Here is a 24,913-nt window from a genome sequence, read left to right on the forward strand (position 1 = left end):
ACCGAAACTACGCCGGCTGCGACAGATACGTCAATATGATTGACCTGAAAAATCCCGCCACTCAGCAGGCCGCCATGGAAGCCTTCTTCTTCGGCTACCAGGCCTTCACCAGCAAGCCGGACGAAATCCTCGCCCGCCGGGGCCTGTCGCGGGTGCATCACCGCATCCTGTTCTTCATCGCCAAGTACCCGGGACTGAGCGTCAAGCAACTGCTGGGCTATCTGGGCGTGACCAAGCAGGCGCTGAACACGCCGCTGCGGCAGCTGGTCGAGTTGAAGCTGGTGGAAAGCGTGGCCGCGGTCGATGACAAGCGTAAGCGCATACTCGGTTTCACCCGCGAAGGGGCGAAGCTGGAACAGGCCCTGCGCCGGGAGCAGGCGCGCCTGCTGCAGCGTGCCTTTGGAGAAGCCGGGGAGGAAGCGGTGCGCGGCTGGCTGCAGGTCAACCAGGCGCTGTGCACCGCTCGCCAGGGAGAAGCCTCGCAAGGCTAGGCAGCAGACTCCAGCTCCCGCGCGCCACGGAAGAACACCAGCATCATCGCCACGCTGCTGGCAATCAGCGGCAGCAGGCCCAGCATCATCAGCACGATGGTGGCCAGCATGATCCCGCCCACCAGGTCCAGCCAGGCCATCACGCGGAACGCCGGATAGACGTTCTGCACTTTCAGCAGACGCACCCCGAACCAGGCGGTCAAGGCCCCCAGCAAGGCAATCACCCCGAAGTAGAGCAGCATCGACCAGCCGGGTTCCGTACCGGCATCGCCCATCAACAGGTCCAGTGCTTCGATTCCCAGGCTGGCGACGATCACCGCCCAGACCGGCAGAGTCAGCCCGTCGGCGGAGAAACGCGCTTCGGCGAACAGCTTGAAGCGGATCAGCAGGTAACAGCCGAGGAAGGTCAGGGCCACGCCGATCCAGTCGGAAAGACTGACCAGCCGCGGGTCCTCGGTAATGCCGGCAGCCACCGCCAGACCGCTGATGACCAGGGTGCCCAGCGCGCTGACCAGGCTCAGCCAGCCCAGCAGCCTAAGGCTTCCCGGGGTCCAGCCGTTCATCTGCCGTGGACCGGCGTCCTCGACCAGATCCACCCGCGGCGCGGCGTAGGGATTCTCGTCCATATGCGTCTCTCCAAGCGGAAAACCAACACAGTAGTCGCAGATACCCCAGGCGCCAACCAACTGTATCGCTCAACGCGCGTGTCGCTGTATGGGGACGTTGCAAGATCCCAGGCCTTAGGCTCTGCACGAGAAACGCCTGCGCATCGGTGATGCTTCGTTAAAAATCGATTCGGAATGCTCATTAACCTCTGTTAACTCTGCTTCCTCACCGATTTTTTCCTCGCCTGACCTTCGCTCGGCGGTTTTCGTACAGACCCTGGTCTGTCGATACAACAACAAGGTGACCGCCATGAGTCTGGAACTGATCTTCGCCTTTGTCCTCTTCGCCTTCGTCACTTCGGTGACCCCAGGCCCCAACAACATGATGCTGCTCGCCTCGGGCGTGAACTTCGGTGTGCGCCGCAGCGTGCCGCACATGCTCGGCATCAGCCTCGGTTTCATGGTGCTGGTGATGGCGGTGGGCCTGGGCCTGTCCCAGGTATTCCAGCAGGTGCCCGAGCTCTATACCGCGCTGCGCTACATCGGCGCCGCCTACCTGCTCTATCTCGCCTGGAAGATTGCCGGCTCCGGCGCACCGGATGCCGGCGTCCCGGAAAAGCGGCCCAAGCCCTTCTCCTTCCTCCAGGCCGCGGCCTTCCAGTGGGTCAACCCCAAGGCCTGGGTCATGGCCATTGGCGCCATCACCACCTATACGCCGCAGGAAAACTTCGTGGTCAACGTGGTGCTGATCGCCGCCCTGTTCGCCCTGGTCAACTGCCCCAGTGTCGGCCTCTGGACGGTGGCCGGCAGCCTGATGCGTCGCTGGCTGTCCGAACCGCGCATACTGCGCCTGTTCAACATCGGCATGGCCCTGCTGCTGGTGGCCTCGCTCTACCCCATCCTGGTCGACGTCAACGGAAAGATCTGATGACCCAAGTGTCCGAATCCCCGGTCAGTCCCCCTCGGCTGCGCCCCCTGGCCGACTCTTCGCCTTCCGCCGTAGTGGCGGGCTTCATTGCCATGCTCACCGGCTACACCAGCTCCCTGGTGCTGATGTTCCAGGCGGGCCAGGCCGCCGGGCTCAGCAGCGCGCAGATCTCCTCCTGGATCTGGGCGCTATCTATCGGCATGGCCCTGACCACAGTCGGTCTCTCCCTGCGCTACCGCACCCCCATCGTCGTCGCCTGGTCCACACCGGGCGCGGCCCTGCTGATCACCAGCCTGCCAGGGGTGAGCTACGGCGAAGCCATCGGCGCGTTCGTGGTGTGCGCCGCCCTGCTCGCCCTGGTGGGGCTGACCGGAGGCTTCGAGCGCCTGATGCGCCGCCTCCCCGCCTCCCTGGCGGCGGCCCTGCTGGCGGGCATCCTGTTCAAGATCGGCAGCGAAATCTTCATCGCCGCCCAGCATCGCACCGCCCTGGTCCTGGCGATGTTCTTCAGCTACCTGCTGTTCAAGCGCCTGCAGCCACGCTACGCCGTACTGGTGGCACTGGTGGTGGGCTGTGTGATGGCGGCGGTGCTGGGCCTGCTGGATTTCAGCGGCTTCGAGTTCGCCCTGGCCGAACCCGTATGGACCACCCCCGAGTTCTCCGTCACCGCCGTGATCAGCATCGGCATCCCCCTGTTCGTGGTGGCCATGGCCTCGCAGAACATTCCCGGAATCGCCGTGCTGCGCGCCGACGGCTATCAGGTACCGGCTTCGCCGCTGATCTCGGTGACCGGCATCGCCTCGCTGCTGCTGGCACCCTTCGGTTCCCACGGCATCAACCTGGCAGCCATCAGTGCGGCCATCTGCACCGGGCCCCATGCCCACGAGGACCGCAGCAAGCGCTACACCGCCGCCGTCTGGTGCGGGATCTTCTACGGCATCGCCGGCACCTTCGGCGCGACCCTCGCAGCCCTCTTCGCCGCCCTGCCCAAGGAACTGGTGCTGTCCATCGCCGCCCTGGCGCTGTTCGGCTCCATCAGCAACGGCCTGACGGCCGCCATGCAGGAGCCCCGGGACCGCGAAGCAGCGCTGATCACTTTCATGGTCACCGCCTCAGGCATGACCCTGCTATCCATCGGCTCGGCCTTCTGGGGCCTGATCGCCGGCGTGCTGACCCTGCTGATCCTGAATATCGACACGGGCAAGGACAAATGAAAAAGGCGCCGGAAGGCGCCGTTCTCTTTATGGGAATCAGTTCCGTGGCCCGGATGAAATCCGGGGAAAGTCCCACCGCCGCTCCCGGATTTCATCCGGGCTCTGGTGGACACGCCATCCAGAACACGGATGAAGCCAGTACCAACAGAACTCGACGAGGTGGTGAAGGACGTCGCGGGCTGGAAACCTTCCCGGAAACTCTGGGCAGACTGAGAACTTCGGCAAGCTGGTGCTGAAGGCGCGCTGCCCGGGGCAGCGCGCCAGCGGCGTCAGGCCAGTTCGGCGACGACTGCGGCCAGGGCCTTGGCCGGGTCGGCGGCCTGGCTGATCGGGCGGCCGATCACCAGGTAGTCGGAGCCGGCATCCAGGGCCTGGCGCGGAGTGAGGATGCGGCGCTGGTCGTCCTGGGCACTGCCGGCCGGACGAATACCCGGCGTCACCAGTTGCAGGCGCGGATAGGCGGACTTGAGGTCGGCAGCTTCCTGGGCCGAGCACACCAGGCCATCCATGCCGGCCTTGTCGGCCAGACCGGCCAGGCGCAGCACCTGCTCCCTGGGCTCGATATCCAGGCCGATGCCGGCCAGGTCTTCGCGCTCCATGCTGGTCAGCACGGTCACGCCGATCAGCAGCGGCTTGGGACCATTGAACTTGTCCAGGGTCTCGCGGCAGGCCGCCATCATGCGCAGACCGCCGGAGCAGTGCACATTGACCATCCACACGCCCATTTCGGCAGCAGCCTTCACCGCCATCGCCGTGGTGTTGGGGATGTCGTGGAATTTCAGGTCGAGGAACACCTCGAAGCCCCGGTCACGCAGGGTCGAGACGATTTCGGCGGAGCAGCTGGTGAACAGCTCCTTGCCCACCTTGACCCGGCACAGCTTGGGGTCCAGCTGGTCAGCCAGCCGCAGGGCAGCTTCGCGGGTAGGAAAGTCGAGGGCGACAATGATCGGCGTCTGACAGGCGGACATGGAGAAATCTCATACGAATCGGAAACGGCGCGCATTGTAGCGGAAGCCGGCGCGCGCCGCTGCTCTCGGACCAGAGGATCGGGGCCGACGGCGCCACCAGTCGCGGCGCCCGTTGGGCCGCACGGGAATCATCGCCTGCCGGGAACGTGGAAAGGCGCGCACAATCGAATAGAGTAGTGGCCCCTTTTCGCAGGAGAACGTCATGCCTTGGTATGCCTGGCTGATACTGGTCCTGGCCATCGGCTCCATCGTCGGTAGCCTGATGCTGTTGCGCGATACGGCGAAGAAACTGCCGCTCACCGAAGAGCAGCTCAAGCGCATCCGCGAGCGCAACGCCGAGATGGATGCCAAGGAAGCCAAGGACCGCTGACTCCGTGCCCTCCCCCGAACAACAGGGTGCGGCAACGTCGCTGCGAAGCGTCATGCCGCTCCACCTGCAGTTTCTGTTCCCGCTGATCGTCCTCGCCCTTGGCCAGGGGCTGGGGGGCTTGCAGGTCACCGCCCTGCTGGCGGGCGTCGCCTACGCCGGCTGGGTGTTCGCCGAGCGCCAGCTACCGGGGCGACTCTGGCTCGCCGTCACCCTGCTCGCTTCCGTCGCCCTCGCCGCCCACCTGGTGCCGGGCTTCAGCCCATTACCCTTGGGCGAACCGCAGCGCCTGAGCCCCGACGCACCGCCCTACGCGTTGCGCCTTTCCTGGGACAAGCTGCTGGTGGGCATGACCCTGCTCGCCTGGTGGCTTGGCCGGCCGACACCGCCAACGCCGGCCTCCGCGCCGCGCTACGCCTGGTTCGCCGTCCTCGCTACCCTGCTGCTGGTGCCGCTGCTGGCCCTGGCCATCGGCCTGGTGGGCTGGCAGCCGAAATGGCCGGAGATGATCTGGGAATGGCTGGCGGTGAACCTGCTGGTCACCGTGCTGGCGGAAGAACTGGTGTTCCGCGGCTTGCTGCAACCGGCGCTGGTCTCCCGGCTCGGCGCACGCAATGGCGTGTTGCTCACGGCGGCGATCTTCGGCGCCGTCCACCTGCCGTTCAGCCCGCTGTTCGCGTCAGTCGCGGGGCTGGCCGGCCTGAGCTACGGGCTGGCTTTCCACTTCAGCGGCCGACTGTCGCTGGCGGTGGCCCTGCACCTGGCGGTCAATCTTTGCCATCTGGCGTTGCTGAGCTACCCGCTGCGGCAGGCCTGACCACCACGCCATAACGCCCGAAGATCTTTTGCAACTGGCCGCCGGCGCGCAGCCGCTCCAGCAGTGCGGAAAACCGTTCGGCACTGATGGGGGCTCCCGGCCTCAGCAAGGCGTAGTGATGGTAGTTCTGGTCGATGCGCTCGCTGGCGAGGAATCGGCCCGCCTGTTCCGGGTTCTGCGCTAGGTAGGCATTGAAATAGGAACGGGTCGCCAGGGCGATATCCGCACGCTCGCGCAGCACCATCTGCAGGTTGCTGTCGTGGGAATAGGTGAGCGTCGCGTCGAACTCGCGCTGGAGGAATACAAGGTCGGGATTGAAGCCGGCAAAACCGTAGTGATAGCCGTTGTAGAGCGCCAGGCGCTTGCCGGCCAGCTGCTTGAAGTAGTCCTGGCTACGCCCGGGCCGGGCCTTGGCGACGAAGATTTCCGCATCCGCCAGCCCCATGTCGATGCGCGCACCGGGGATGCCTTGCCAGCCCCAGTCCGGATTCTCGAACACCACCAGATCGATCCGCCCTTGCTGGAAATCCCGGAAGCGCCGGGGAATGGCGGTGGGACGCAGGACGAAGCGGTAGTCTGCCTGCACGGCGTTGAGCGCGGCGAGCATGTCCAGGAGTAGGCCGCTGGCCTCGGCCGATTCCGGCTTGACCACATAGGGCGGGAAATGCGCACCAGCGACCTGGATGGTCTCTGACGCCGCCACAGGCATGACAACCAGCAGAACCAAGGAGAACCACAACGCTTTGAAGGAATGCCCCCAGCCCGCTTCCATTTCTACCGCTGCTCCCTGCAGATACGGCCTGCACGCAGCCTACGCGATTATCAACTCAACCTTGCAGGCATCTCCCGCAGGCCGTGACGCAGTTCACATTTGCCTCAGGCATCCTTGATGACCAGCGACAACGCCTGCTCGGCCAACTGATCCAGGCTCATCGGCCCTTCCGGGCGGAACCAGGTAGTGGTCCAGCTCAGTGCCCCGGTGAGGAAACGCCGCAGGATGAACGGGTCGGTGGTGAAGTAGCCCTCGGCCCGCGCTTCACCCAGCACATCCAGCCAGAGCTGCTCATAGGATTCGCGCAGCTGGAGAATATGCTGCTGGCCTTCCTCGGACAACGAGCGCCATTCGTACACCAGCACCGCCATGGCCTCCCCCGTGCCACCCATGATCGATTGCAGCTCGCAGCGAATCAGCGCCAGCACCCGCTCGCGCAGGTCGCCAGCCTCCGCCAGGGAGGCACGCATCAGCGCGGTGTTGTAGAGGACGGTTTCCTCCATCACCGAACGGAGAATCTCATCCTTGCTCTTGAAGTGATGGAAGATGCTGCCGGACTGGATGCCGACGGCACTGGCGAGATCGCGCACCGTGGTGCGCTCGTAGCCCTTGCTGCGGAACAGGTGGGCGGCAGTCTGCAGCAGCTTGCCGCGGGCACTTTCAGGGTCGGTGATCTGGCCGCCAGCCACCAGCTCCTGCATCACCGCGTGGGCTTTTTCGTCGTCAAGGCTCATTGGAATCCCCGCTGCAGTCGGCCATTCCAAGACAAGAATGGGCTGCAAGTCTCTGTCTAGGTTCGCGAAATTTATGCCGGCTAATCCGCCCAAGCAAGCGCTCGGGCAAAAAAGAACCGAACACCACTTTTCAACCAAGCGCTTGCTTGGTAGTGTTCAATCCATCTCCCAACAGTGCTGCGGAATACTCCAATGACAAGAACCGTACGCATCGGCTGCGCCTCCGCCTTCTGGGGCGACACCTCCACCGCCGCCGCCCAGCTGGTGCATGGCGCCACGCTGGATTACCTGGTCTTCGATTACCTGGCCGAGATCACCATGTCGATCATGGCCGGCGCCCGCCTGAAAGACCCGAACGCCGGCTTCGCCACCGATTTCGTCGACGTCCTGGCACCCCTGCTGCCGACCATCGCGCAGAAGAAGGTCCGGGTGATCAGCAATGCCGGCGGGGTCAATCCGGCTGCCTGCGCCAGTGCCCTGGCCGCCGCCTGCGAAAAGGCCGGCGTGTCGCTGAAGATCGCCGTGCTCCACGGCGACAACCTGCACCCCCGGCTCGGCGAACTGGCCAAGGCCGGCATCCGCGAAATGTTCAGCGACACCCCGCTGCCGCCCATGTGCGTCTCGATCAATGCCTACCTGGGCGCGCCGGGCATTGTCGCCGCGCTGGAACAGGGCGCGGACATCGTCATCACCGGCCGGGTCGTGGACAGCGCGGTGGTCAGCGCCGCCCTGGTCCACGAGTTCGGCTGGTCTTGGAGCGACTACGACCAGCTGGCCCAGGCTGCCCTCGCCGGCCACCTGATCGAATGCGGCGCCCAGTGCACCGGCGGCAACTTCACCGACTGGGAATCGGTGCCTGACTACGAGCACATCGGTTTCCCCATCGTCGAGGTGGAAGCAGACGGCAGTTTCTGCGTGACCAAGCCGGACGGCTCCGGCGGCCTGGTCACGCCATTCTCGGTCGGCGAGCAGATGCTCTACGAGATCGGCGACCCGCGCGCCTACCTGCTCCCCGACGTGGTCTGCGACTTCACCCGGGTGACGCTGGAACAGGCGGGGGCCAACCGGGTGCGCGTGCTCGGTGCGCGAGGACTGCCGCCGACGCCGCAATACAAGGTCAGCGCCACCTACCCCGACGGTTTCCGCTGCACCGCCAGCTGCCTGCTGGCCGGCATCGACGCGGTGAAGAAGGCCGAACGGGTCAGCCGCGCCATCATCGCCAAGACCGAAGAAATCTTCGCCGAGCGCGGCTGGGGCCGCTATCGCGAAGTGAACATCGAACTGCTGGGCAGCGAAGCGACCTACGGCCCCCACGGCCAGCGCCAGGACTGCCGCGAGGTGGTCATCAAGATTGCCGTCAGCCACAGCCGCAAGGACGCCCTGGTGCTGTTCTCCCGCGAAATAGCCCAGGCAGCCACCGGCATGGCGCCGGGCCTGACTGGCATCGTCGGTGGCCGCCCCACCGTTTACCCGGTGATCCGCCTGTTTTCCTTCCTGGTGGACAAATCCGCCTGCCACCTCGAAGTGGAAATGGACGGCCAGCGCAGCCCCTGCGACCTGCCGCAACTGCAGAGATTCGATGTTGCCGCCGTGACCGACGACCTGGCGCCACCTGCCGCCGAGGGCCAGACCAGCGCCAGCGTCCCCCTGGTGAAGCTGGCAGTAGCGCGCTCCGGTGACAAGGGCAACCACAGCAACATTGGCGTCATGGCGCGCAAACCGGAGTACCTGCCCTGGATTGCCGAGGCCCTGACCCCGGAAGCGGTGGTCGACTGGATGGGCCACGTGCTCGACCCGCAGATCGGCCGCGTGGCGCGCTGGTACCTGCCGGGCAGCCACAGCCTGAACTTCCTGCTGGAGAACGCCCTGGGCGGCGGCGGCGTGGCCAGCCTGCGCATCGACCCGCAAGGCAAGGCCTTCGCCCAGCAACTGCTGGAATTCCCGGTGCCGGTGCCCAAGGCGCTGGCGGAAAGCCTGAACGCTGCAATCGCCTCGTAGGGTGCGCCACGCGCACCGCAATCAGTCAGGACAACAAGAACAATGAGCTACGACTCCGTATTCAAACCTGGCCTGTTCGCCGATCAGACCATCCTGGTCACCGGCGGCGGCAGCGGCATCGGCCGCTGCGTGGCCCACGAGCTGGCCCACTTGCGCGCCCACGTGGTGCTGGTCGGGCGCAAGCTGGAAAAGCTGGAGAAAACCAGCGCTGAAATCATCGAAGACGGCGGCAGCGCCAGCTTCCAGGTCTGCGACATCCGCGACGAAGAAGCGGTGAAGGCCATGGTCGGCGCGGTGATCAAGGAGCGCGGTCGCATCCATCAACTGGTCAACAACGCCGGCGGCCAGTTCCCCGCCCCGCTGATCGGCATCAACCAGAAAGGCTTCGAGACAGTGGTGCGCACCAACCTGGTGGGCGGTTTTCTCGTAGCCAAGGAAGTCTTCCTGCAGAGCATGAGCAAACATGGCGGCAGCATCGTCAACATGCTCGCCGACATGTGGGGTGGCATGCCCGGCATGGGCCATTCCGGCGCCGCCCGAGCGGGCATGGAGAACTTCACCAAGACCGCAGCCTACGAGTGGGGCCACGCCGGCGTGCGGGTCAACGCCGTGGCGCCGGGCTGGATCGCCTCCAGCGGCATGGACACCTACCCCGAGTCGATGAAGAACATGATCCGCAACCTCAAGGATCACGTGCCGCTGCAGCGCATCGGCACCGAGTCGGAGGTGGCCGCGGCCATCGTCTTCCTGCTCAGCCCCGGCGCCAACTTCATCAGCGGCAACACCATCCGCATCGATGGCGCCGCCAGCCAGGGCACCCGTGCCTGGACGCTGGGCAAGGCGAAAAACAGTGAGTCATACAACGGTTTCCACCGGGCCTACGTGCCCGACGTACTGAAAGATCAGGAGTAAGGCAATGCCCGTGATCCAATCGGAAATCGATGTCCATGGCGAAGCCTTCGCGCAGAACCGCGAAGCCATGCTGAACGCCATAGCGGCCTTCCGCGACGTCGAGCAGAAGGTGCTGGACAAGGCGCAGGAAGCCAAGGCCAAGTTCGAGAAGCGCGGCCAGTTGCTGCCGCGTGAACGCATCAACCTGCTGCTCGATGCCGGCGCGCCGTTCCTCGAACTGTCCTCCCTGGCCGGCTACAAGCTGCACGACGACAAGGACGGTAGCCAAGCCGGTGGCGGCATCATCGCCGGCATCGGCTACATCGCCGGCATTCGCTGTCTGGTGATCGCCAACAACAGCGCAATCAAGGGCGGCACCATCTCCCCCACCGGCCTGAAGAAGTCCCTGCGCATGCAGCAGATCGCCTTCGAGAACAAACTGCCGGTGGTGACCCTGGCCGAAAGCGGCGGCGCCAACCTCAACTACGCCGCCGACATCTTCGTCGAGGGCGCGCGCGGCTTCGCCAACCAGGCGCGCATGTCCGCCATGGGCTTGCCACAAATCACCGTCGTGCATGGCTCCAGCACCGCTGGCGGGGCCTACCAGCCCGGCTTGTCGGACTACGTGGTGGTGGTGCGCGGCAAGGCCAAGATGTTCCTCGCCGGCCCGCCCCTGCTCAAGGCCGCCACCGGAGAGATCGCCACCGACGAGCAACTCGGTGGCGCCGAGATGCACGCCCAGGTCGCCGGCACCGCTGAGTACCTGGCTGAGAACGACGCCGACGGTGTACGGCTGGCGCGTGAGATCCTCGCCATGCTGCCGTGGAACCAGCAGTTGCCGGCGCGGCCGGCGAAAAGCTGGCGCGAACCACTGTACCCGGCCGAAGAACTGCTCGGCCTGGTGCCGGCCGATGCCAAGAAGCCCTACGACGTGCGCGAGATCATCGCCCGCATCGCCGACGGCTCGGAGTTCCTCGACTTCAAGAACGAATTCGACAGCCAGACCGTCTGCGGCCACCTGCAGATCGAAGGCCAGGCCTGCGGTTTCATCGGCAACAACGGCCCGATCACCCCGCAAGGCGCAGCCAAGGCCGCGCAATTCATCCAGTTGTGCGAGCAGAGCAACACGCCGATCCTGTTCTTCCATAACACCACCGGCTTCATGGTCGGGACGGAGTCGGAACAGAACGGTGTGATCAAGCACGGTTCGAAGATGATCCAGGCCGTGGCCAACGCCACGGTGCCCAAGCTGACCATCGTCGTCGGCGGCTCCTACGGCGCCGGCAACTACGCCATGTGCGGTCGCGGCCTCGACCCACGCTTCATCTTCGCCTGGCCCAACAGCCGCACGGCGGTGATGGGCGGCGCCCAGGCCGGCAAGGTGCTGCGCATCGTCACCGAAGAAAAACACGCCAAGGAGGGCAAGGAGCCCGACCCGAAGATGCTCGACATGCTGGAAACCGTTACCGCACAAAAGCTCGACAGCCAGTCCACCGCCCTCTACGGCACCGCCAGCCTGTGGGATGACGGCCTGATCGACCCACGCGATACGCGCAAGCTGCTGGGCTTTTTGCTGGACATCTGTGCCGAGGCCAACCTGCGGCCTCTGAAATCCAATCGATTCGGCGTCGCCCGTTTCTGACCCTCATCATCGGAGCACAACAACAATGATCTTCACTCAGGAACACGAAGAACTCCGCCGTACCGTCCGCAGCTTCGTCGACAAGGAAATCAACCCGCACGTCGATGAGTGGGAAAAGGAAGGCCGCTTCCCGATCCATGAGATTTTCAGGAAGGCCGGCGAGCTGGGCCTGCTGGGCATCTCCAAGCCGGAGAAATTCGGCGGCATGGGCCTGGACTACAGCTACTCGATCGTCGCCGCCGAAGAGTTCGGCACCATCCACTGCGGCGGCATTCCCATGTCCATCGGCGTACAGACCGACATGTGCACCCCGGCCCTGGCGCGCTTCGGTTCCGATGAGCTGCGCGAGGAATTCCTGCGCCCGGCCATCGCCGGCGAAATGGTCGGCTGCATCGGCGTTTCCGAAGTGGGCGCCGGCTCCGACGTGGCCGGGATGAAGACCACCGCGCGCAAGGACGGCAGCGACTACGTGATCAACGGCAGCAAGATGTGGATCACCAACTCCCCCAGCGCCGACTTCATCTGCCTGCTGGCCAACACCTCGGACGACAAGCCACACATCAACAAGTCGCTGATCATGGTGCCGATGAACACCCCCGGCATCACCCTCAGCCCCCACCTCGACAAGCTCGGCATGCGCAGCTCCGAGACCGCCCAGGTGTTCTTCGACAACGTCCGCGTGCCGCAGCGCTACCGCATCGGCCACGAAGGCGCCGGCTTCATGATGCAGATGCTGCAATTCCAGGAAGAACGCATGTTCGGCGCCGCCAACATGATCAAGGGCCTGGAGCACTGCGTGGACGTCACCATCGACTACTGCAAGGAGCGCAAGACCTTCGGCCAGCCACTGATCGACAACCAGGTGATCCACTTCCGCATGGCGGAGCTGATGACCGAGATCGAAGCCCTGCGCGCCCTGGTCTACCAGGCGGTGGAGCTCTACATCACCGGCAAGGACGTCACTCGCCTCGCCTCCATGGCCAAGCTCAAGGCCGGCCGCCTCGGCCGCGAAGTCAGCGACGCCTGCCTGCAGTACTGGGGCGGCATGGGCTTCATGTGGGACAACCACGTTTCCCGCGCCTACCGCGATACCCGCCTGGTGTCCATCGGCGGCGGCGCCGACGAAATCATGCTGGGCATCATCTGCAAGCTGATGGGCATCCTGCCGGGCAAGAAGAAGGGCTGAAGCCATGACCCTGCCAAACTGCGAAACCCTGCTGCTGGAACAGGCCGCCGGCGTGCTGCACGTCACCCTGAACCGACCGGACAGCCGCAACGCCATGAGTCTGGCCATGGTCACGGAACTGCGTGCGGTGCTGGCCGCCGTGCGCAACGACCCCGGCGTGCGTGCCCTGGTGCTGCGCGGTGCCGGCGGGCACTTCTGCGCCGGTGGCGACATCAAGGACATGGCCAGCGCCCGCGCCGCTGGCAGCGACGCCTACCGCAGCCTGAACCGGGCCTTCGGCAGCCTGCTGGAAGAAGCCCAGGCCCAGCCCCAGGTGTTGCTGGCGGTGCTGGAAGGCGCGGTGCTGGGCGGCGGCTTCGGCCTGGCCTGTGTCTCCGATATCGCCATCGCCCACGCCGGCGCCCAGTTTGGCCTGCCGGAAACCAGCCTCGGCGTGCTGCCGGCGCAGATTGCCCCCTTCGTGGTCAAGCGCATCGGACTTACCCAGGCACGCCGCCTGGCGCTCACCGCCGCGCGCTTCGATGGTGCCGAGGCCCTGCGCCTGGGCCTGGTGCATTTCGCCGAGGCCGATACCGCTGGCGTCGAGCAGCGCCTGGCCGAAAGCCTGGAGCAGGTCCGACGCTGCGCCCCCAGCGCCAACGCCCGGACCAAGGCCCTGCTGCTGGCCAGCGAAGAGGAGCCGCTGGCCGCCCTGCTGGACAACGCCGCCGAGCAGTTCGCCGCAGCCGTCGCCGGCCCCGAAGGCACCGAGGGCACCCTGGCCTTCGTGCAGAAGCGCAAGCCCGTCTGGGCACAGTGACCCACCACTCACACCGAACAGCCCCCTCTCCCTTCAGGGAGAGGGTTGGGGAGAGGGAATAAACACCATGCCCGCTTTCAACAAGATTCTGATTGCCAACCGCGGCGAGATCGCCTGCCGGGTAATGCGCACCGCCCAGGCGCTCGGCTACCGCACCGTCGCCGTCTATAGCGAAGCCGACGCCGACGCCCGCCATGTACAGCTGGCGGACGAGGCAGTGTGCATCGGCCCGGCGCCGGTGGGGCAGTCCTACCTGTCGGTTGCGGCCCTCCTCGAAGCCGCCCGCAAGACCGGCGCCGACGCCGTTCACCCCGGCTACGGCTTCCTCTCCGAGAACGCCGACTTCGCCCGCGCCTGCGAGGCGGCCGGCATCGTCTTCATCGGCCCCACGGTGGAGGCCATCCACCTGATGGGCAGCAAGCGCCTGTCCAAGCTGGCCATGCTCGAAGCCGGCGTGCCCTGCATTCCCGGCTACGAAGGCGCCGAGCAGGACGACGCCACGCTGGCCCGCGAAGCCGAACGTATCGGCTACCCGCTGATGATCAAGGCCAGCGCCGGCGGCGGCGGACGCGGCATGCGCCTGGTTAACGGTGCGGATCAGCTGACGGCGCAACTGCGCACGGCCCGCTCGGAAGCACTGAACGCCTTCGGCAGTGCCGAGCTGATCCTGGAAAAGGCGGTGATCCAGCCGCGCCATGTGGAAATCCAGGTGTTCGGCGACCAGCACGGCAACCTCGTCTACCTCGGCGAACGGGATTGCTCCGTGCAGCGCCGCCACCAGAAAGTCATCGAAGAAGCCCCCTGCCCGGTCATGACGCCGGAACTGCGCCGGGCCATGGGCGAAGCCGCGGTGAAGGCCGCGCGCACGGTGAACTACGTGGGCGCCGGCACGGTGGAGTTCCTGCTGGATGCCAGTGGCGCCTTCTACTTCCTGGAAATGAACACCCGCCTGCAGGTCGAGCACCCGGTGACCGAGCTGATCACCGGCCAGGACCTGGTGGCCTGGCAGATTCGCGTGGCCGAGGGCCAACCGCTGCCATTGAAGCAGGACGAGATCCAGCTCAACGGCCATGCCATGGAAGTGCGCCTCTACGCCGAAGACCCGGCCGCTGGTTTCCTGCCCCAGACCGGCGACGTGCTGCGCTGGGAGCCGGCCGAGCTGGAGGGCATCCGCATCGATCACGGCCTGCTGGAAGGCCAGGCCGTAACGCCCTTCTACGACCCCATGCTGGCGAAGGTGATCGCCTGGGGCGCTACCCGCGAGGAGGCCCGGCGCAAACTGGCTCGCGCCGTGGAGGATTGCGTGCTCCTCGGCGTTAAGGGCAACCAGCGCTTCCTCGCCAACCTGTTGCGCCACCCGCAGTTCGCCGCCGGGGAAGCCACCACTGCGTTCATCGGCGAAACCTTCGGTGCCGACCCGAGCCTGGCACCGCAGGCGGCATCTCCCGCCGAGCTGGCGATAGCCGCCAGCCTGCTCTACCAGGCCTCTGCCACCGCCAGCGCCCACCAGGCCGGCCTGGCCGGCTGGCGCAGCGCCGGCAGCGCGCCCTGGCGCCTGACCCTGCGCCAGGGCGAGCAGAAGCACAGCGTGGAACTGGCCGTGCAGGACGCCGGCCAGCAACCGCGCCTGCTGGCCAGGGTGGCCGACACGGAAGTCGCCATCCGCCTGCTGGCCGCCGACGGCCGCTGGGCGCTGCTGGAACTGGACGGCATCCGCCGCCGAATCGCTTACCACCAACAGGCCACGCAGCTCTGGCTGTTCGGCCAGCACGGCAATCTGGAACTGCAGGACGTCACCCACGAAGCCGCCGGCGGACAGGCCAGCGCTGCTTCCGGCACAGTGAAGGCGCCCATGGATGGCGCCATCGTCGACGTGCTGGTGAGCGAGGGTGATCGGGTCGGCAAGGGCCAGCTGCTGGTGGTGCTGGAAGCCATGAAGATGGAACACCCGCTGAAGGCCGGCGTGGACGGCGTGATCCGCCGCGTCCAGGTCAGCCGCGGCGACCAGGTGAAGAGTCGCCAGTTGCTGGTGGAAGTCGAAGAAGCCCTGTAGAGGCGAGCTCATTCGCCAGGGGCCGCCACGCGGCCCCGGACGACAACAAGAATCAGGAGGTCCAGATGTCCCTTTCCGGCAAGACCCTGTTCATCACCGGCGCCAGCCGTGGCATCGGCCGCGAGATCGCCCTGCGCGCCGCCGCCGATGGCGCCAATATCGTCATCGCCGCCAAGAGCGCCGAGCCCCACCCCAAGCTCGCCGGCACCATCTTCAGCGTCGCCGAGGAAGTGCAGGCCGCTGGCGGCAATGCTTTGCCGCTGCAACTGGACGTGCGTGACGAAAACGCCGTGGGCACGGCCATGGCCAGGGCCGCCGAGCACTTCGGCGGCCTCGATGCCCTGGTCAACAATGCCGGCGCCATCAAGCTGGTGGGCGTCGAACGCCTGGAACCCAAGCGTTTCGACCTGATGTACCAGATCAACACCCGCGCGGTGATGGTCTGCAGCCAGGCCGCCCTGCCCTACCTCAAACAAAGCGCCAGCGGCCACATTCTCAACCTCTCGCCACCGCTGAACCTGGCGCCAAAATGGTTTGCCCAGCACGGCCCCTACACCGTCACCAAGTACGGCATGAGCATGCTCACCCTGGGCATGAGCGAGGAGTTCAAGCGCTACGGCATCAGCGTAAACTCGCTGTGGCCGAAGACCATGATCGCCACGGCCGCCATCGAGTTCGAGCTGGGCAGCCGCGACGCCTTCAAGCGCGCCCGCACCCCGGCGATCATGGCCGACGCCGCCTACGCCATCCTCACCAGCCAGGGCCGCAGCATCACCGGTCGCCTGCTGATCGACGAAGAGATCCTGCGCGAACAGGGCCAGACCGAATTCGAACAGTACCGCTACGACCCACAGGGCGGCTCGCTGGTACCGGATCTGTTCCTCGACTGAGTCCGCTTGGCTTCGATTCCACCAGGCCTTGCTGAACGGGGGCCGACGTCCTAGCGCTTGAACTCGAACTGCAGCTCGGCGCCCTCCACCGAACGCCAGTAGTCGTCTTCCCGCTCGTTGTGGATCAGCTTGCCGTTGAGCTGGAAGGGGCTTTGCGGGGCGGGCTTTTCCACGAACATCTGCGGCAACAGTGGCTGGTCAGGCAACTCGGCCGTCACCTCGATCGGCTGCAACTGATCCTCCAGCTCCTTCGGCAGGGTGAGGTCCAGCTTGGCCTTGGGCAGCGGGGCCGCAACAGCCGGCTCCGTGGACGGTTTGGCCGGCTTGGCCGGGACGTGAGGCATTGGCGCAGGCTGCGGTGTCGGCGCGGGCGCTGGCGGCGCTGGCCTGGACTCGGGCACCGCCGGCGTCTCCACGGGTGCGGCCGGCTCCGGCGCCGGGCTGGAGGTGAGCGGCGGTGGCGCCGGAGGCGCTTTGGGCTGGGACGGCGTGTCCTTGTCGCAAGCCGCCAGCAGGGTCAGTGCCAGGGCGGCACAAAGCAGATGAATCGAACGCATGGAAGCACTCGCCAGGGCGAAGATGGCGCAATGCTCCACCTTGGCCAGCATCGTGGCAAGTCCGCCGTGATCGCCTTCAGCGCTCACGTTCCATCTCGCGCAGTTCCGCCGCGATATCCCGCTGCGGATAGCGCGCCTGCAGTTCGTCCAGCAGCTTGTGCGCTTCCTCGCGCTTGCCCGCCTTTTCCAGTTCCAGCACGCTGCGCAGGTCGGCATCGATCCCGGCGGGCGCCACCTTGATCCTGGCCGTCTCCACCTTGGGTGCGGCCTCCTCCTGGGCCATGGGCTCCGCCTGGCGTACCTCTTCACGGACGCTGTCGGCCATGGCCGATGCCTTCTTCTCGGCGCGGACCGCCGGGCTGGCAAATGTGGCCGGTGCAGCCCTGGACATGGGCGCGGCGGCCGGGGCCGGCGCGGAATACTGCGCGGGGCTGGCAGGCGGCGCGTCGAAACGCTGCTGGGCCTCGTCCTGGGTGCGCAAGGTCAGGCTCAGGCCGATGCCCAGGGTGGCGAAGCCGGCCACGGCAACCGCCCAGCGCTGCCGACCGCCGGCACCGAACAGCCAGGTATGCAGGCGCCCGGCGAGAGACGGGCGAGGTTCGGGGCAGTTCCGGGTGGCCTGGGCAGCAGCCGCAGCGAGGATGCGCTCATCCAGCGCCGTAGAAGGTTCGTCGTGGCAGTGGCGGCGATAGTGTTCGAGCAGTTCCCGTTCCATGGCGTCCGGCTTGTGCAGGTCTTGGTTCATGCGGATACCTCCTCGGCCGCAGCCGGGTCGGCCAGCAGCCGACGCAACTTCTGCAACGCATAGCGCAGGCGGCTTTTCACCGTCTCCGCGGGTGTACGGGTAAGTTCGGCGATCTCGGTCAGTTCCAGGTCGCCGTGGGCGCGCAGCAGGAACACTTCGCGCTGCTCGCCCGGCAGTTCGTCCAGGGCCGCGCGCAGGCGCTGCTGGTCCCGGCTCAGGGACAGCTCGCGCTCGGGGTCCTGGCTCTCCCCCGGCAGCGCGTCGCCGTGCAGCGTCTCATCGAAGGCTTCTTCACGGCCCTGCAGGCGGCCGTGCTTGCGCCAGTGGTCGATCAGGCGATTGCGGGCGATCTGGTAGAGCCAGGTCTTGAAGCTGGCCTGCCCGAGTGGCGACGATTCGCTGCGGATCAGGTTCAGCCAGGTTTCCTGGAAAATTTCCTCGGCCAGCGCGCCGTCGCCGCACAGGCCGCAGAGAAAACGGTAGAGGCCGAGGCGATGGCGCGCGTAGAGCACGCCAAAGGCCTCGGCATCGCCATTCCGGTAACGCCGCAGCAAGGCAGCGTCGTCATCCGTGAGAGTCGCGTTCACGTCATTCCTTCCGCGCGTGGGATGGGGCAGGAGTTTGCAAGCTTTGCGCGAGTTCCACCAGTTGCACGAATTCACCGCGCAGGCCGAAGCGATCGTCACCACGGGCCCCGCGTGCCAGCGCTGCGCTGTCGGCCAGGCTGAAGTCGCCGGTGTACTGGCCACCCTTGAGTTGCTGGGCGAAAGCCGCAACCGCGGCGGCGAAACGCAGGTCCTCGCTGGCCTGCACCAACGGGAGCGCCTTGCCGGCGACGATGGGCCGCTCCAGCAGGCGGCTCTGCTCGGAGCCCGGCGCCTTGTAGCGCACCCGCAGCCAGGCCAGCTCGCCAGCCTTGCCCTCGGGCTTCGCGGTGTTCTGGTAGCGCAGCGGCTCCAACCAGCCCTTGGCACCAGCGGGGACGATCTCGTACAGGGCGGTGATGGTATGCCCGGCCCCGATCTCGCCCGCATCCACCTTGTCATTGCTGAAGTCTTCCCGCTTGAGGGCACGATTCTCATAGCCCAGCAGACGGTATTCACTCACTTCGGCGGGGTTGAACTCCAGCTGCAGTTTCACATCCCGCGCCACCACCGAAAGCGTCGAGCCAAGCTGGTCCACCAGCACCTTGCGCGCCTCGCGCAGGTTGTCGATGTAGGCGTAGTTGCCGTCGCCGGCGTCAGCCAGTTGCTCCATCAGCCGCTCGTTGTAGTTGTCCACGCCGAAACCCAGGGTGGTCAGGGAAACCCCGCCCTTGCGCTTCTGCGCGGCCAGTTGCTTGAGGCTGTCGAAATCGCTGATGCCTACATTGAAGTCGCCGTCGGTGGCCAGGAGGATGCGGTTTATGCCTTGCGGGATCAGGCCCTTCTGCGCTTCGGCATAGGCCAGCTGAATGCCCGACTCGCCCGCCGTGGAGCCGCCCGCACTGAGCTGTTCGATGGCCGCGCGGATCTTCGACTTCTCGTTGCCCGGCGTGGAACCCAGCACCACCCTCGCCTCCCCGGCATAGGTGACCAGGGAGACGCGGTCCTGCGGGCGCAACTGGTCCACCAACAGTTTGAGAGTGCCCTGCACCATGGGCAGGCCTTCGCGGCGGTCCATGGAGCCCGAGACGTCCACCAGGAATACCAGGTTGGCCGGGGGCAGTTGCTCGACGCTGCTGTCGGCGGCCCTGATCGCCACGCGCAGCAGGCGGGTTTGCGGATTCCAGGGGGTCTGCGCCTGCTCGACGCCGATGCCGAAGGGCACATCGCCTTGCGGCAGCGGGTAGCCGTAAGGGAAGTAGTTGACCATCTCCTCCAGCCGCACGGCATCCGCTGGCGGCAGCTGGCCGCCGTTGAGGAAGCGCCGCACATTGGCGTAGCTGCCGGTGTCGACATCGATGCTGAAGGTGGAGACCGGATCGCTGGCGACCGCGTGGACCGGGTTGTCGGGAAGATACTGGTACTGCTCGCGGGGCACGTCGCGATAGCCAGGCTGCAGCACATCCGCCATCGGGGCAGGGGCAAGCATGGGCATCTGCCGCACCTCGGCGGCGTAATCGGCACGCTTGGCCGTGGCTGCCCGCGCGCTGGCCTTGCTTTCCTCGAGCAGTTCCGGCTCCACCTGGGGCGATGCCGGCGGCGGCGCCTCGGCCTTGCCGCTGGCAGGCGCGGACGCATCCTGCCCACTGCAGGCGGCCAGGGCCAGCAGCAAGCCGGCGGTAAAGCCGGCTGCCAGGGGTTGGTGCTGAAGGAAACTGTGGCTGGACATGGGACGCCTCCTGGGAACGAATGAGCCATTCGCACCAGTAGACGGAGGCGCCGCGCCGAACGGGTTAAGGCTGCGTGGAAAATAGCCCCTACAGGCCGACCTCCTGGCAGAGCTGCCTGGCCAGCATGCCGAGGGTCATGATGGCCCGCTCGGCCTCGCGGTTCCACGGAATACCGCAGTTCAGCCGCACGCAGTGGTTGAACTGCTCGGTGTTACTGAAGATCAGCCCCGGCGCGATGCTGATGCCCTGCTGCAGGGCGCGCACGTGCAGGTCCTTGGTGTTCACCTTGGCCGGCAGGCTGATCCAGAGGATGAAGCCGCCGTTGGGACGGGTGATCTGGGTGCCTTCGGGGAAGTACTGCTGCACGCCCAGCTGGAATGCGGTGAGGTTCTTCCGGTACTCCTGGCGGATGTAGCGCAGGTGCCGGTCATAGCCGCCATTCTCAAGGTAGGCCGCCACGCCCATCTGGGTGACGCTGCACGCCGAGTGAGTGCTGAAGGTCTGCAGGCGCTGGATTTCCGCCTGGTACTTGCCGGCGATCATCCAGCCGATGCGGACACCGGGGGACAGGGTCTTGGAAAAGCTGGAGCAGTAGATCACCCGGTCATCGAGATCGTAGGCCTTGAGCGCCTTGGATGGCCCCTGGTCGAACATCAGTTCACCGTAGATATCGTCTTCGACGATCTGGATGTCGAAGTCCGAGGACAGGCGCAGCAACTGCTTCTGGCGCTCCTCGGGGATGGTGCCACCCAGGGGATTGCTCAGCCGCGCGGTCAGCACCAGAGCCTTGATCGGCCACTGGTTGGCGGCCAGTTGCAGCGCCTCCAGGCTGATGCCGGTGGTGGGGTCGCTGGGAATCTCGATCACCTTCAGGCCGAGCAGATCGGCCAGCTGCAGCAGGCCGTAATAGGTCGGCGACTCGGTGGCGATCAGATCACCGGGACGGGTCAGCACCCGCAGGCTCATCTGCAGCGCGTCCACGCAACCGTGGGTGATCACCACTTCACTCGGGTCGACCACCACGCCGGCATCGCGCATGCGGATCGCCACCTGGCGCCGCAGCGGCTCGAAGCCGGGGCTGAACATGTAGCTGAAGGCACGCGGGCTGTGGAAACGGGTGACCTTGGCCAGTTGCTGGTGCAGGGTGCGCACCGGCAGGTAGTCGACATGGGGCACCGCCGCGCCCAGGGGGAACGCGCCTTCGCGGCGGGATTCGGCCAGCACCTGCTGGATAATGCTGGCGCGGGTGACCAGGCCGGGGCGCTCGACGCGGGCGATATCCGGGGTGGATGCGGTCAGGGCCGGCGTCTGGTGCACGTAGAAGCCGGACTGCGGACGGGCGCGGATCAGGCCCTGGTCTTCCAGGCTGGCATAGGCCTGCAGCACGGTGGCGTGGCTGACATTGAGCTGGGAACTGAGCTTGCGCACCGAGGGTACGCGCTCGCCGGGCTGGTAGACGCCACGGCGGATGTCATCGGCCAGTTGCTGGGCGATGCGCTGGTAGAGCAACAGATTGGTCATGTAGGCGGCACCTGTATCACTGGACCGAAACACTATCCGAACACCCTATAACTGCACCGGTACAGATCGTGAAATTGTGGGCGTTACAGTGAATTTGTCCAGGCATTAAAAAGCCCCGGCGCCGAACGGCATCCGGGGCTCTGTGTTCAGGCATCAGCCAGTTTGCAGGCGTCAGCGCGCCGGACCGAGCTCGCCCTTTTCGTTGGAGAAGACGATCTCCACACGGCGGTTCTGCGCCCTGCCCCGGTTGGAAGCGTTTTCCGCCACCGGGAAGGCTTCGCCGTAGCCCTGGACCTGGATGCGCTTGGCATCGATGCCGAGGTCGACCAGGGCATCGGCCACCGCTTGCGCGCGTTCGGTGGAAAGCCTGAGATTGTCCGGCTTCTTGCCGCTGCTGTCGGTGTAGCCCTCGATGCGTACGACCCGTCGCGGGTTCAGCTGGAGGAACTGCACCAGCTTGAGCACGGTGCGGTTGGCCGAAGCCTTGAGATCGGCACGGCCGGTATCGAACAGCACGTCACCCAGGGTCATCACCAGCCCGCGATCGGTTTCGGTGGCAGCCAGAGCGATCATCTGCTCTTCCAGCCACTTGCCCTGCTGCTGAACGCTGAGCATCTTGGCTTCACGCAGGGCCAGTTGCAGGCGCTCGCGCTCCAGTTGCAGCTTGGCGGCGCGGGCCTGGTTCTGGCTCTGCTCGCTGTGCTGGCTGGCGATTTCGCTGTAGCGCTGGCTCAGGTAGGCGTAATGGACGACGTCGACATCGTTGCCCCAGTAGCTGGACAGCCGCTCGGCGCGGGCGAGGGATTCACCGGCGCGGATCACGTCCTTGGGCGCGGCGCTGAGGACGTTCTGGTCCTCCTTGACCTTCTGGAACATCTGCCGGGCCTGCTCCAGGCTCTGTTCGGTCTGTTGCCGGTTGGCGCAACCGCCAAGCAGGCCGAGGCCGATCAGCAGGCCGGCGGTCAATGCATGATTCCACTTCACTGCACGTCCCCCAACTGCTTGCGCAAACGATTGATCCGCGACGTCAGCTCGGCCAGCTGCTCCTGGCTCTTCCTGGTCAGCACCTTGGCCTCGGCCAGGCGCGCGTCCAGTTCGGCTTCCTCGGCGAGGATACGGGCGCGCTTGTAATCCTGCTCGCCCATGTTCTTCTCGGCCAGGGCAAGCTTGCTCTGGGCAAGCTTCATTTCCTCGATCTGATCGGTGGCACCAACGGCCGTGGCCTGCTCCACCGCCTTGTGGGTCAGGCGCATCTGTTCGATGGGCGCCGGGTCGTTGGCGCAGCCGGCCAGGGCCAGCACAGCCAGGCCGGCTGCAAACAGGGGTGTCTTGCTCACTAGAGGGTTCCTAAATCATTCGGGCGTGGCGACCGGTTGCATCTGCAGTGCCTTCCAGCGTTCCAGGTTGCGCTGCAGCAGGGTTTCCGGCACTCCGGCGGCGACCAATTCTGTCATTTTTTTCGCCAACTGTCCGCGCAGCCAGGGATCGTTGCAGGCCGAGTTATGGGACAGGGTCAGATACAGACCTTCGCTGGAAATCGGCGGTTCCAGGGCGAGCAGATCGTCAGCCATGCCCAGGGTGTCGGCCAGCACCAGGCCGGGGTAGCGCTCGTAGAGCACGTAGTCGGTGCGCTCCAGCAGAAGCTTCTGGTAGGCCTGGGTCAGGCTGGGGACTTCCTCGAGCTTGAGGTTTTCCCTGGCGAAACGGTCGAAGCCTTCGCCGAAGCTGTTCTTCACCAGGGTGCCGCCGGTGTGGCTGCGCAGGTCATCCCAACCGCTGTAGGGGAATGCCTTGTCGCGCTTCACCCAGACAACGCTCTGGGTTTCAAGGAAGGCCGGATGCACGTAGTCCATGGTTTCCAGGCGAGGAAGAGTGAGGAAGGCCCCGGCAATCAGATCGACCCGGCCGGTGCGGACTTCATCCTGGGCGCGGGACCAGGGACCGGTGTAGAGGATGTCCACCTTCAGTCCGAGTTCTTTGGCGATCTGCTTGAGCAGGTCGGCGTTGGCGCCTATCAGTTGCTTGGGGTTCTCCGGGTCGCGCCAGAGGTAGGGCGGGTACTCGGGATTGCCGGTGGCCACCAGGCGCTCGCACTTCCCGGCCGCGTGCCCGAGTCCGGGAAGCAGGCACAACACGAAGAGAAGCAGTGAGCGGTGGAATCTTGGCATCTGAGGTTTCCCGGACTGGACATTCGATTGGCCGCAGCGTGGGCGGCCTCGCCTGGAGCGTGCTTCATGCTAGCTTACAGGCAGCTACTAGAACCATTCGTGATAAGGACAGGCCATGAAGAAATTCATCATCGCAGTCGTCATGCTCCTGGCGGCTGCGGCGGCAATCCTCTACATATCCCCCGCTGCGCTGACGGCCAGCGTGCGTCTGGTGGAGCGCCAGCTCGCCGGCTTGTCGGAGCAACAGGTTGCGCTGGGCGATCTTAGCATCCATTACTACGAGGGCGGCCCGGCCAAGGGCGAAACCATCGTGATGATTCACGGATTCGGCGCCAACAAGGACAACTGGCTGCAGTTTGCCCGTCACTTCACCCAGCGCTACCACGTCATCGCCCTGGACCTGCCCGGCTTCGGCGACAGCGACCGTCCCGCCGGCAGCTACGACGTCGGCACCCAGGCCGAGCGCCTGGAGTCCTTCATCAAGACCCTGGAACTGGGCAAGGTGCATCTGGTGGGCAACTCCATGGGCGGTCATATCGCCGGCCTCTTCGCGGCCCGCTACCCGCAGCAGGCACTCAGCCTGGCACTGTTCGACAACAGCGGTGTCACGGCGCCGAACGAGAGCGAGCTGTTCCACCTGATCGAAACCGGCCAGCCCAATCCGCTGGTGGTGCGCAGCTCCGGAGACTTCCAGCGCATGCTGGATTTCGTCTTCGTCGAACCGCCGTCCCTCCCCGAGTCGGTGAAGTCCTACCTGGCCGGGCAATCCATTGCCAACGCGGCCCACTACGATGAAGTCTTCCGCCAGCTTCGCGAGCGCTACATTCCGCTGGAGCCCGAATTGCCGCGAATCGAGGCCCCTACCCTGCTGCTCTGGGGGGATCGCGACCGGGTGCTGGATGTGTCCAGCATCGAGGTGATGAAGCCGCTGCTGAAGAAGCCCAGCGTGGTAATCATGCAGGACTGCGGTCACGCGCCGATGATCGAGCGCCCCGAGGAAACCGCCCGCCACTACCAAGCATTCCTCGACGCAAGCCGTGGCTGAATGTACCGATTCAGGAGTCGGTCCCGGCTCCGCGGCGAGTTGCCAGTTCGCCTTCATCGAAGCATTCAGGACAATAAAAAAGGTTCTTCGCGGAGTCTGGGGGAAGAGCGAGTTGACAGTCAGGGAAGTGGGTAAATTGGCAGTCGCCAAACGAACCAACCCCCACTCCCTGCTGCCGCCGTGCATCCTATTGATCTTGCTCAATTCT

The 24,913-nt window shown here is 65.7% G+C and carries 25 protein-coding genes; 13 read left to right on the top strand and 12 right to left on the bottom strand.

The annotated features are described in order from the left end of the window. Window positions 1-35 precede the first annotated feature (35 nt). The gene (locus ACFW0B_RS13975; protein WP_449149078.1) at window positions 36-491 is read left to right on the top strand and encodes a MarR family winged helix-turn-helix transcriptional regulator; all 456 of its coding nucleotides are present in this window, start codon (window positions 36-38) and stop codon (window positions 489-491) included. Here ACFW0B_RS13975 and ACFW0B_RS13980 read toward each other — a convergent pair. After that, window positions 488-1,117, bottom strand: a complete 630-nt coding sequence (locus ACFW0B_RS13980) for a hypothetical protein (protein WP_449149080.1) — start codon at window positions 1,115-1,117, stop codon at window positions 488-490. The genes ACFW0B_RS13975 and ACFW0B_RS13980 overlap by 4 nt on opposite strands. 289 nt (window positions 1,118-1,406) lie before the next feature. Here ACFW0B_RS13980 and ACFW0B_RS13985 point away from each other — a divergent pair, with 289 nt between their 5' ends. Both ACFW0B_RS13985 and ACFW0B_RS13990 read left to right on the top strand, forming a co-directional pair. Then, window positions 1,407-2,024, top strand: coding sequence for a LysE family translocator (locus ACFW0B_RS13985; RefSeq protein WP_449149082.1), 618 nt, complete (start codon window positions 1,407-1,409; stop codon window positions 2,022-2,024). Further along, window positions 2,024-3,238, top strand: a complete 1,215-nt coding sequence (locus ACFW0B_RS13990) for a benzoate/H(+) symporter BenE family transporter (protein WP_449149084.1) — start codon at window positions 2,024-2,026, stop codon at window positions 3,236-3,238. Before ACFW0B_RS13985 ends, ACFW0B_RS13990 begins: the two co-directional genes overlap by 1 nt. A gap of 269 nt (window positions 3,239-3,507) precedes the next feature. Here ACFW0B_RS13990 and pyrF read toward each other — a convergent pair whose 3' ends face one another. After that, window positions 3,508-4,206 (bottom strand): orotidine-5'-phosphate decarboxylase, encoded by a 699-nt coding sequence (pyrF, locus tag ACFW0B_RS13995; protein ID WP_449149086.1) that lies wholly within the window; start codon window positions 4,204-4,206, stop codon window positions 3,508-3,510. A gap of 202 nt (window positions 4,207-4,408) precedes the next feature. Here pyrF and ACFW0B_RS14000 point away from each other — a divergent pair, with 202 nt between their 5' ends. Together ACFW0B_RS14000 and ACFW0B_RS14005 are read left to right on the top strand one after the other, a co-directional pair. Continuing rightward, window positions 4,409-4,576, top strand: coding sequence for a DUF2897 family protein (locus tag ACFW0B_RS14000; RefSeq protein WP_151135083.1), 168 nt, complete (start codon window positions 4,409-4,411; stop codon window positions 4,574-4,576). Between the two features lie 52 nt (window positions 4,577-4,628). Beyond that, the gene (locus ACFW0B_RS14005; RefSeq protein WP_449149088.1) at window positions 4,629-5,390 is read left to right on the top strand and encodes a CPBP family intramembrane glutamic endopeptidase; all 762 of its coding nucleotides are present in this window, start codon (window positions 4,629-4,631) and stop codon (window positions 5,388-5,390) included. Here the strand turns inward: ACFW0B_RS14005 and ACFW0B_RS14010 are convergent. Beyond that, the gene (locus ACFW0B_RS14010; protein ID WP_449149132.1) at window positions 5,341-6,099 is read right to left on the bottom strand and encodes a substrate-binding periplasmic protein; all 759 of its coding nucleotides are present in this window, start codon (window positions 6,097-6,099) and stop codon (window positions 5,341-5,343) included. The genes ACFW0B_RS14005 and ACFW0B_RS14010 overlap by 50 nt on opposite strands. Before the next feature lie 167 nt (window positions 6,100-6,266). Then, window positions 6,267-6,896, bottom strand: coding sequence for a TetR/AcrR family transcriptional regulator (locus ACFW0B_RS14015; protein WP_449149090.1), 630 nt, complete (start codon window positions 6,894-6,896; stop codon window positions 6,267-6,269). 192 nt (window positions 6,897-7,088) lie between these two features. Here ACFW0B_RS14015 and ACFW0B_RS14020 point away from each other — a divergent pair, with 192 nt between their 5' ends. From ACFW0B_RS14020 to ACFW0B_RS14050, 7 genes are all read left to right on the top strand, one after another. After that, window positions 7,089-8,894, top strand: coding sequence for an acyclic terpene utilization AtuA family protein (locus ACFW0B_RS14020; RefSeq protein ID WP_449149092.1), 1,806 nt, complete (start codon window positions 7,089-7,091; stop codon window positions 8,892-8,894). Window positions 8,895-8,936: 42 nt separating this feature from the next. Continuing rightward, the gene (locus tag ACFW0B_RS14025; RefSeq protein ID WP_449149094.1) at window positions 8,937-9,806 is read left to right on the top strand and encodes an SDR family oxidoreductase; all 870 of its coding nucleotides are present in this window, start codon (window positions 8,937-8,939) and stop codon (window positions 9,804-9,806) included. Window positions 9,807-9,810: 4 nt separating this feature from the next. Further along, window positions 9,811-11,427, top strand: coding sequence for a geranyl-CoA carboxylase subunit beta (gene atuC / locus ACFW0B_RS14030; RefSeq protein WP_449149096.1), 1,617 nt, complete (start codon window positions 9,811-9,813; stop codon window positions 11,425-11,427). Between the two features lie 25 nt (window positions 11,428-11,452). Continuing rightward, on the top strand, window positions 11,453-12,613 hold the full coding sequence (gene atuD, locus ACFW0B_RS14035) for a citronellyl-CoA dehydrogenase (RefSeq protein WP_449149098.1): 1,161 nt from the start codon (window positions 11,453-11,455) through the stop codon (window positions 12,611-12,613). A gap of 4 nt (window positions 12,614-12,617) precedes the next feature. Then, window positions 12,618-13,412 carry an isohexenylglutaconyl-CoA hydratase gene (atuE, locus tag ACFW0B_RS14040; protein WP_449149100.1) on the top strand — a complete coding sequence of 265 codons (795 nt, stop codon included), beginning with the start codon at window positions 12,618-12,620 and terminating at the stop codon, window positions 13,410-13,412. Window positions 13,413-13,479: 67 nt separating this feature from the next. Then, on the top strand, window positions 13,480-15,465 hold the full coding sequence (atuF, locus tag ACFW0B_RS14045) for a geranyl-CoA carboxylase subunit apha (RefSeq protein ID WP_449149102.1): 1,986 nt from the start codon (window positions 13,480-13,482) through the stop codon (window positions 15,463-15,465). A 65-nt stretch (window positions 15,466-15,530) separates the two neighbouring features. Then, window positions 15,531-16,355: an SDR family oxidoreductase gene (locus tag ACFW0B_RS14050; RefSeq protein WP_449149104.1), complete on the top strand. Its 825-nt coding sequence runs from the start codon at window positions 15,531-15,533 to the stop codon at window positions 16,353-16,355. Window positions 16,356-16,405: 50 nt separating this feature from the next. Here ACFW0B_RS14050 and ACFW0B_RS14055 read toward each other — a convergent pair whose 3' ends face one another. The 8 genes from ACFW0B_RS14055 to ACFW0B_RS14090 all read right to left on the bottom strand — a co-directional run bounded on the left by ACFW0B_RS14055 (window position 16,406) and on the right by ACFW0B_RS14090 (window position 23,660). Then, the gene (locus ACFW0B_RS14055; protein WP_449149106.1) at window positions 16,406-16,999 is read right to left on the bottom strand and encodes a hypothetical protein; all 594 of its coding nucleotides are present in this window, start codon (window positions 16,997-16,999) and stop codon (window positions 16,406-16,408) included. Beyond that, window positions 16,989-17,657 (bottom strand): hypothetical protein, encoded by a 669-nt coding sequence (locus ACFW0B_RS14060; protein WP_449149108.1) that lies wholly within the window; start codon window positions 17,655-17,657, stop codon window positions 16,989-16,991. Before ACFW0B_RS14060 ends, ACFW0B_RS14055 begins: the two co-directional genes overlap by 11 nt. Next, on the bottom strand, window positions 17,654-18,244 hold the full coding sequence (locus tag ACFW0B_RS14065) for an RNA polymerase sigma factor (protein WP_449149110.1): 591 nt from the start codon (window positions 18,242-18,244) through the stop codon (window positions 17,654-17,656). The genes ACFW0B_RS14060 and ACFW0B_RS14065 overlap by 4 nt, the downstream gene beginning before the upstream one ends. 1 nt (window position 18,245) lies before the next feature. Further along, complete coding sequence (locus ACFW0B_RS14070) at window positions 18,246-19,970, bottom strand: vWA domain-containing protein (protein WP_449149112.1); 1,725 nt, start codon at window positions 19,968-19,970, stop codon at window positions 18,246-18,248. 88 nt (window positions 19,971-20,058) lie between these two features. Then, window positions 20,059-21,492, bottom strand: a complete 1,434-nt coding sequence (locus ACFW0B_RS14075; RefSeq protein ID WP_449149114.1) for an aminotransferase-like domain-containing protein — start codon at window positions 21,490-21,492, stop codon at window positions 20,059-20,061. Window positions 21,493-21,663: 171 nt separating this feature from the next. Beyond that, window positions 21,664-22,476 (bottom strand): OmpA family protein, encoded by an 813-nt coding sequence (locus ACFW0B_RS14080; protein ID WP_449149116.1) that lies wholly within the window; start codon window positions 22,474-22,476, stop codon window positions 21,664-21,666. Next, complete coding sequence (locus ACFW0B_RS14085; RefSeq protein WP_449149118.1) at window positions 22,473-22,829, bottom strand: DUF4398 domain-containing protein; 357 nt, start codon at window positions 22,827-22,829, stop codon at window positions 22,473-22,475. The genes ACFW0B_RS14080 and ACFW0B_RS14085 overlap by 4 nt, the downstream gene beginning before the upstream one ends. Window positions 22,830-22,844: 15 nt before the next feature. After that, window positions 22,845-23,660 (bottom strand): substrate-binding periplasmic protein, encoded by an 816-nt coding sequence (locus ACFW0B_RS14090; protein ID WP_449149120.1) that lies wholly within the window; start codon window positions 23,658-23,660, stop codon window positions 22,845-22,847. 115 nt (window positions 23,661-23,775) lie between these two features. Between ACFW0B_RS14090 and ACFW0B_RS14095 the strand changes: the two genes are divergently transcribed. Then, window positions 23,776-24,705 (top strand): alpha/beta fold hydrolase, encoded by a 930-nt coding sequence (locus tag ACFW0B_RS14095; protein ID WP_449149122.1) that lies wholly within the window; start codon window positions 23,776-23,778, stop codon window positions 24,703-24,705. Window positions 24,706-24,913 lie beyond the last annotated feature (208 nt).

It is taken from the genome of Metapseudomonas phytobenefica (assembly GCF_043392685.1).
In the GTDB taxonomy this organism is placed as follows: domain Bacteria; phylum Pseudomonadota; class Gammaproteobacteria; order Pseudomonadales; family Pseudomonadaceae; genus Metapseudomonas.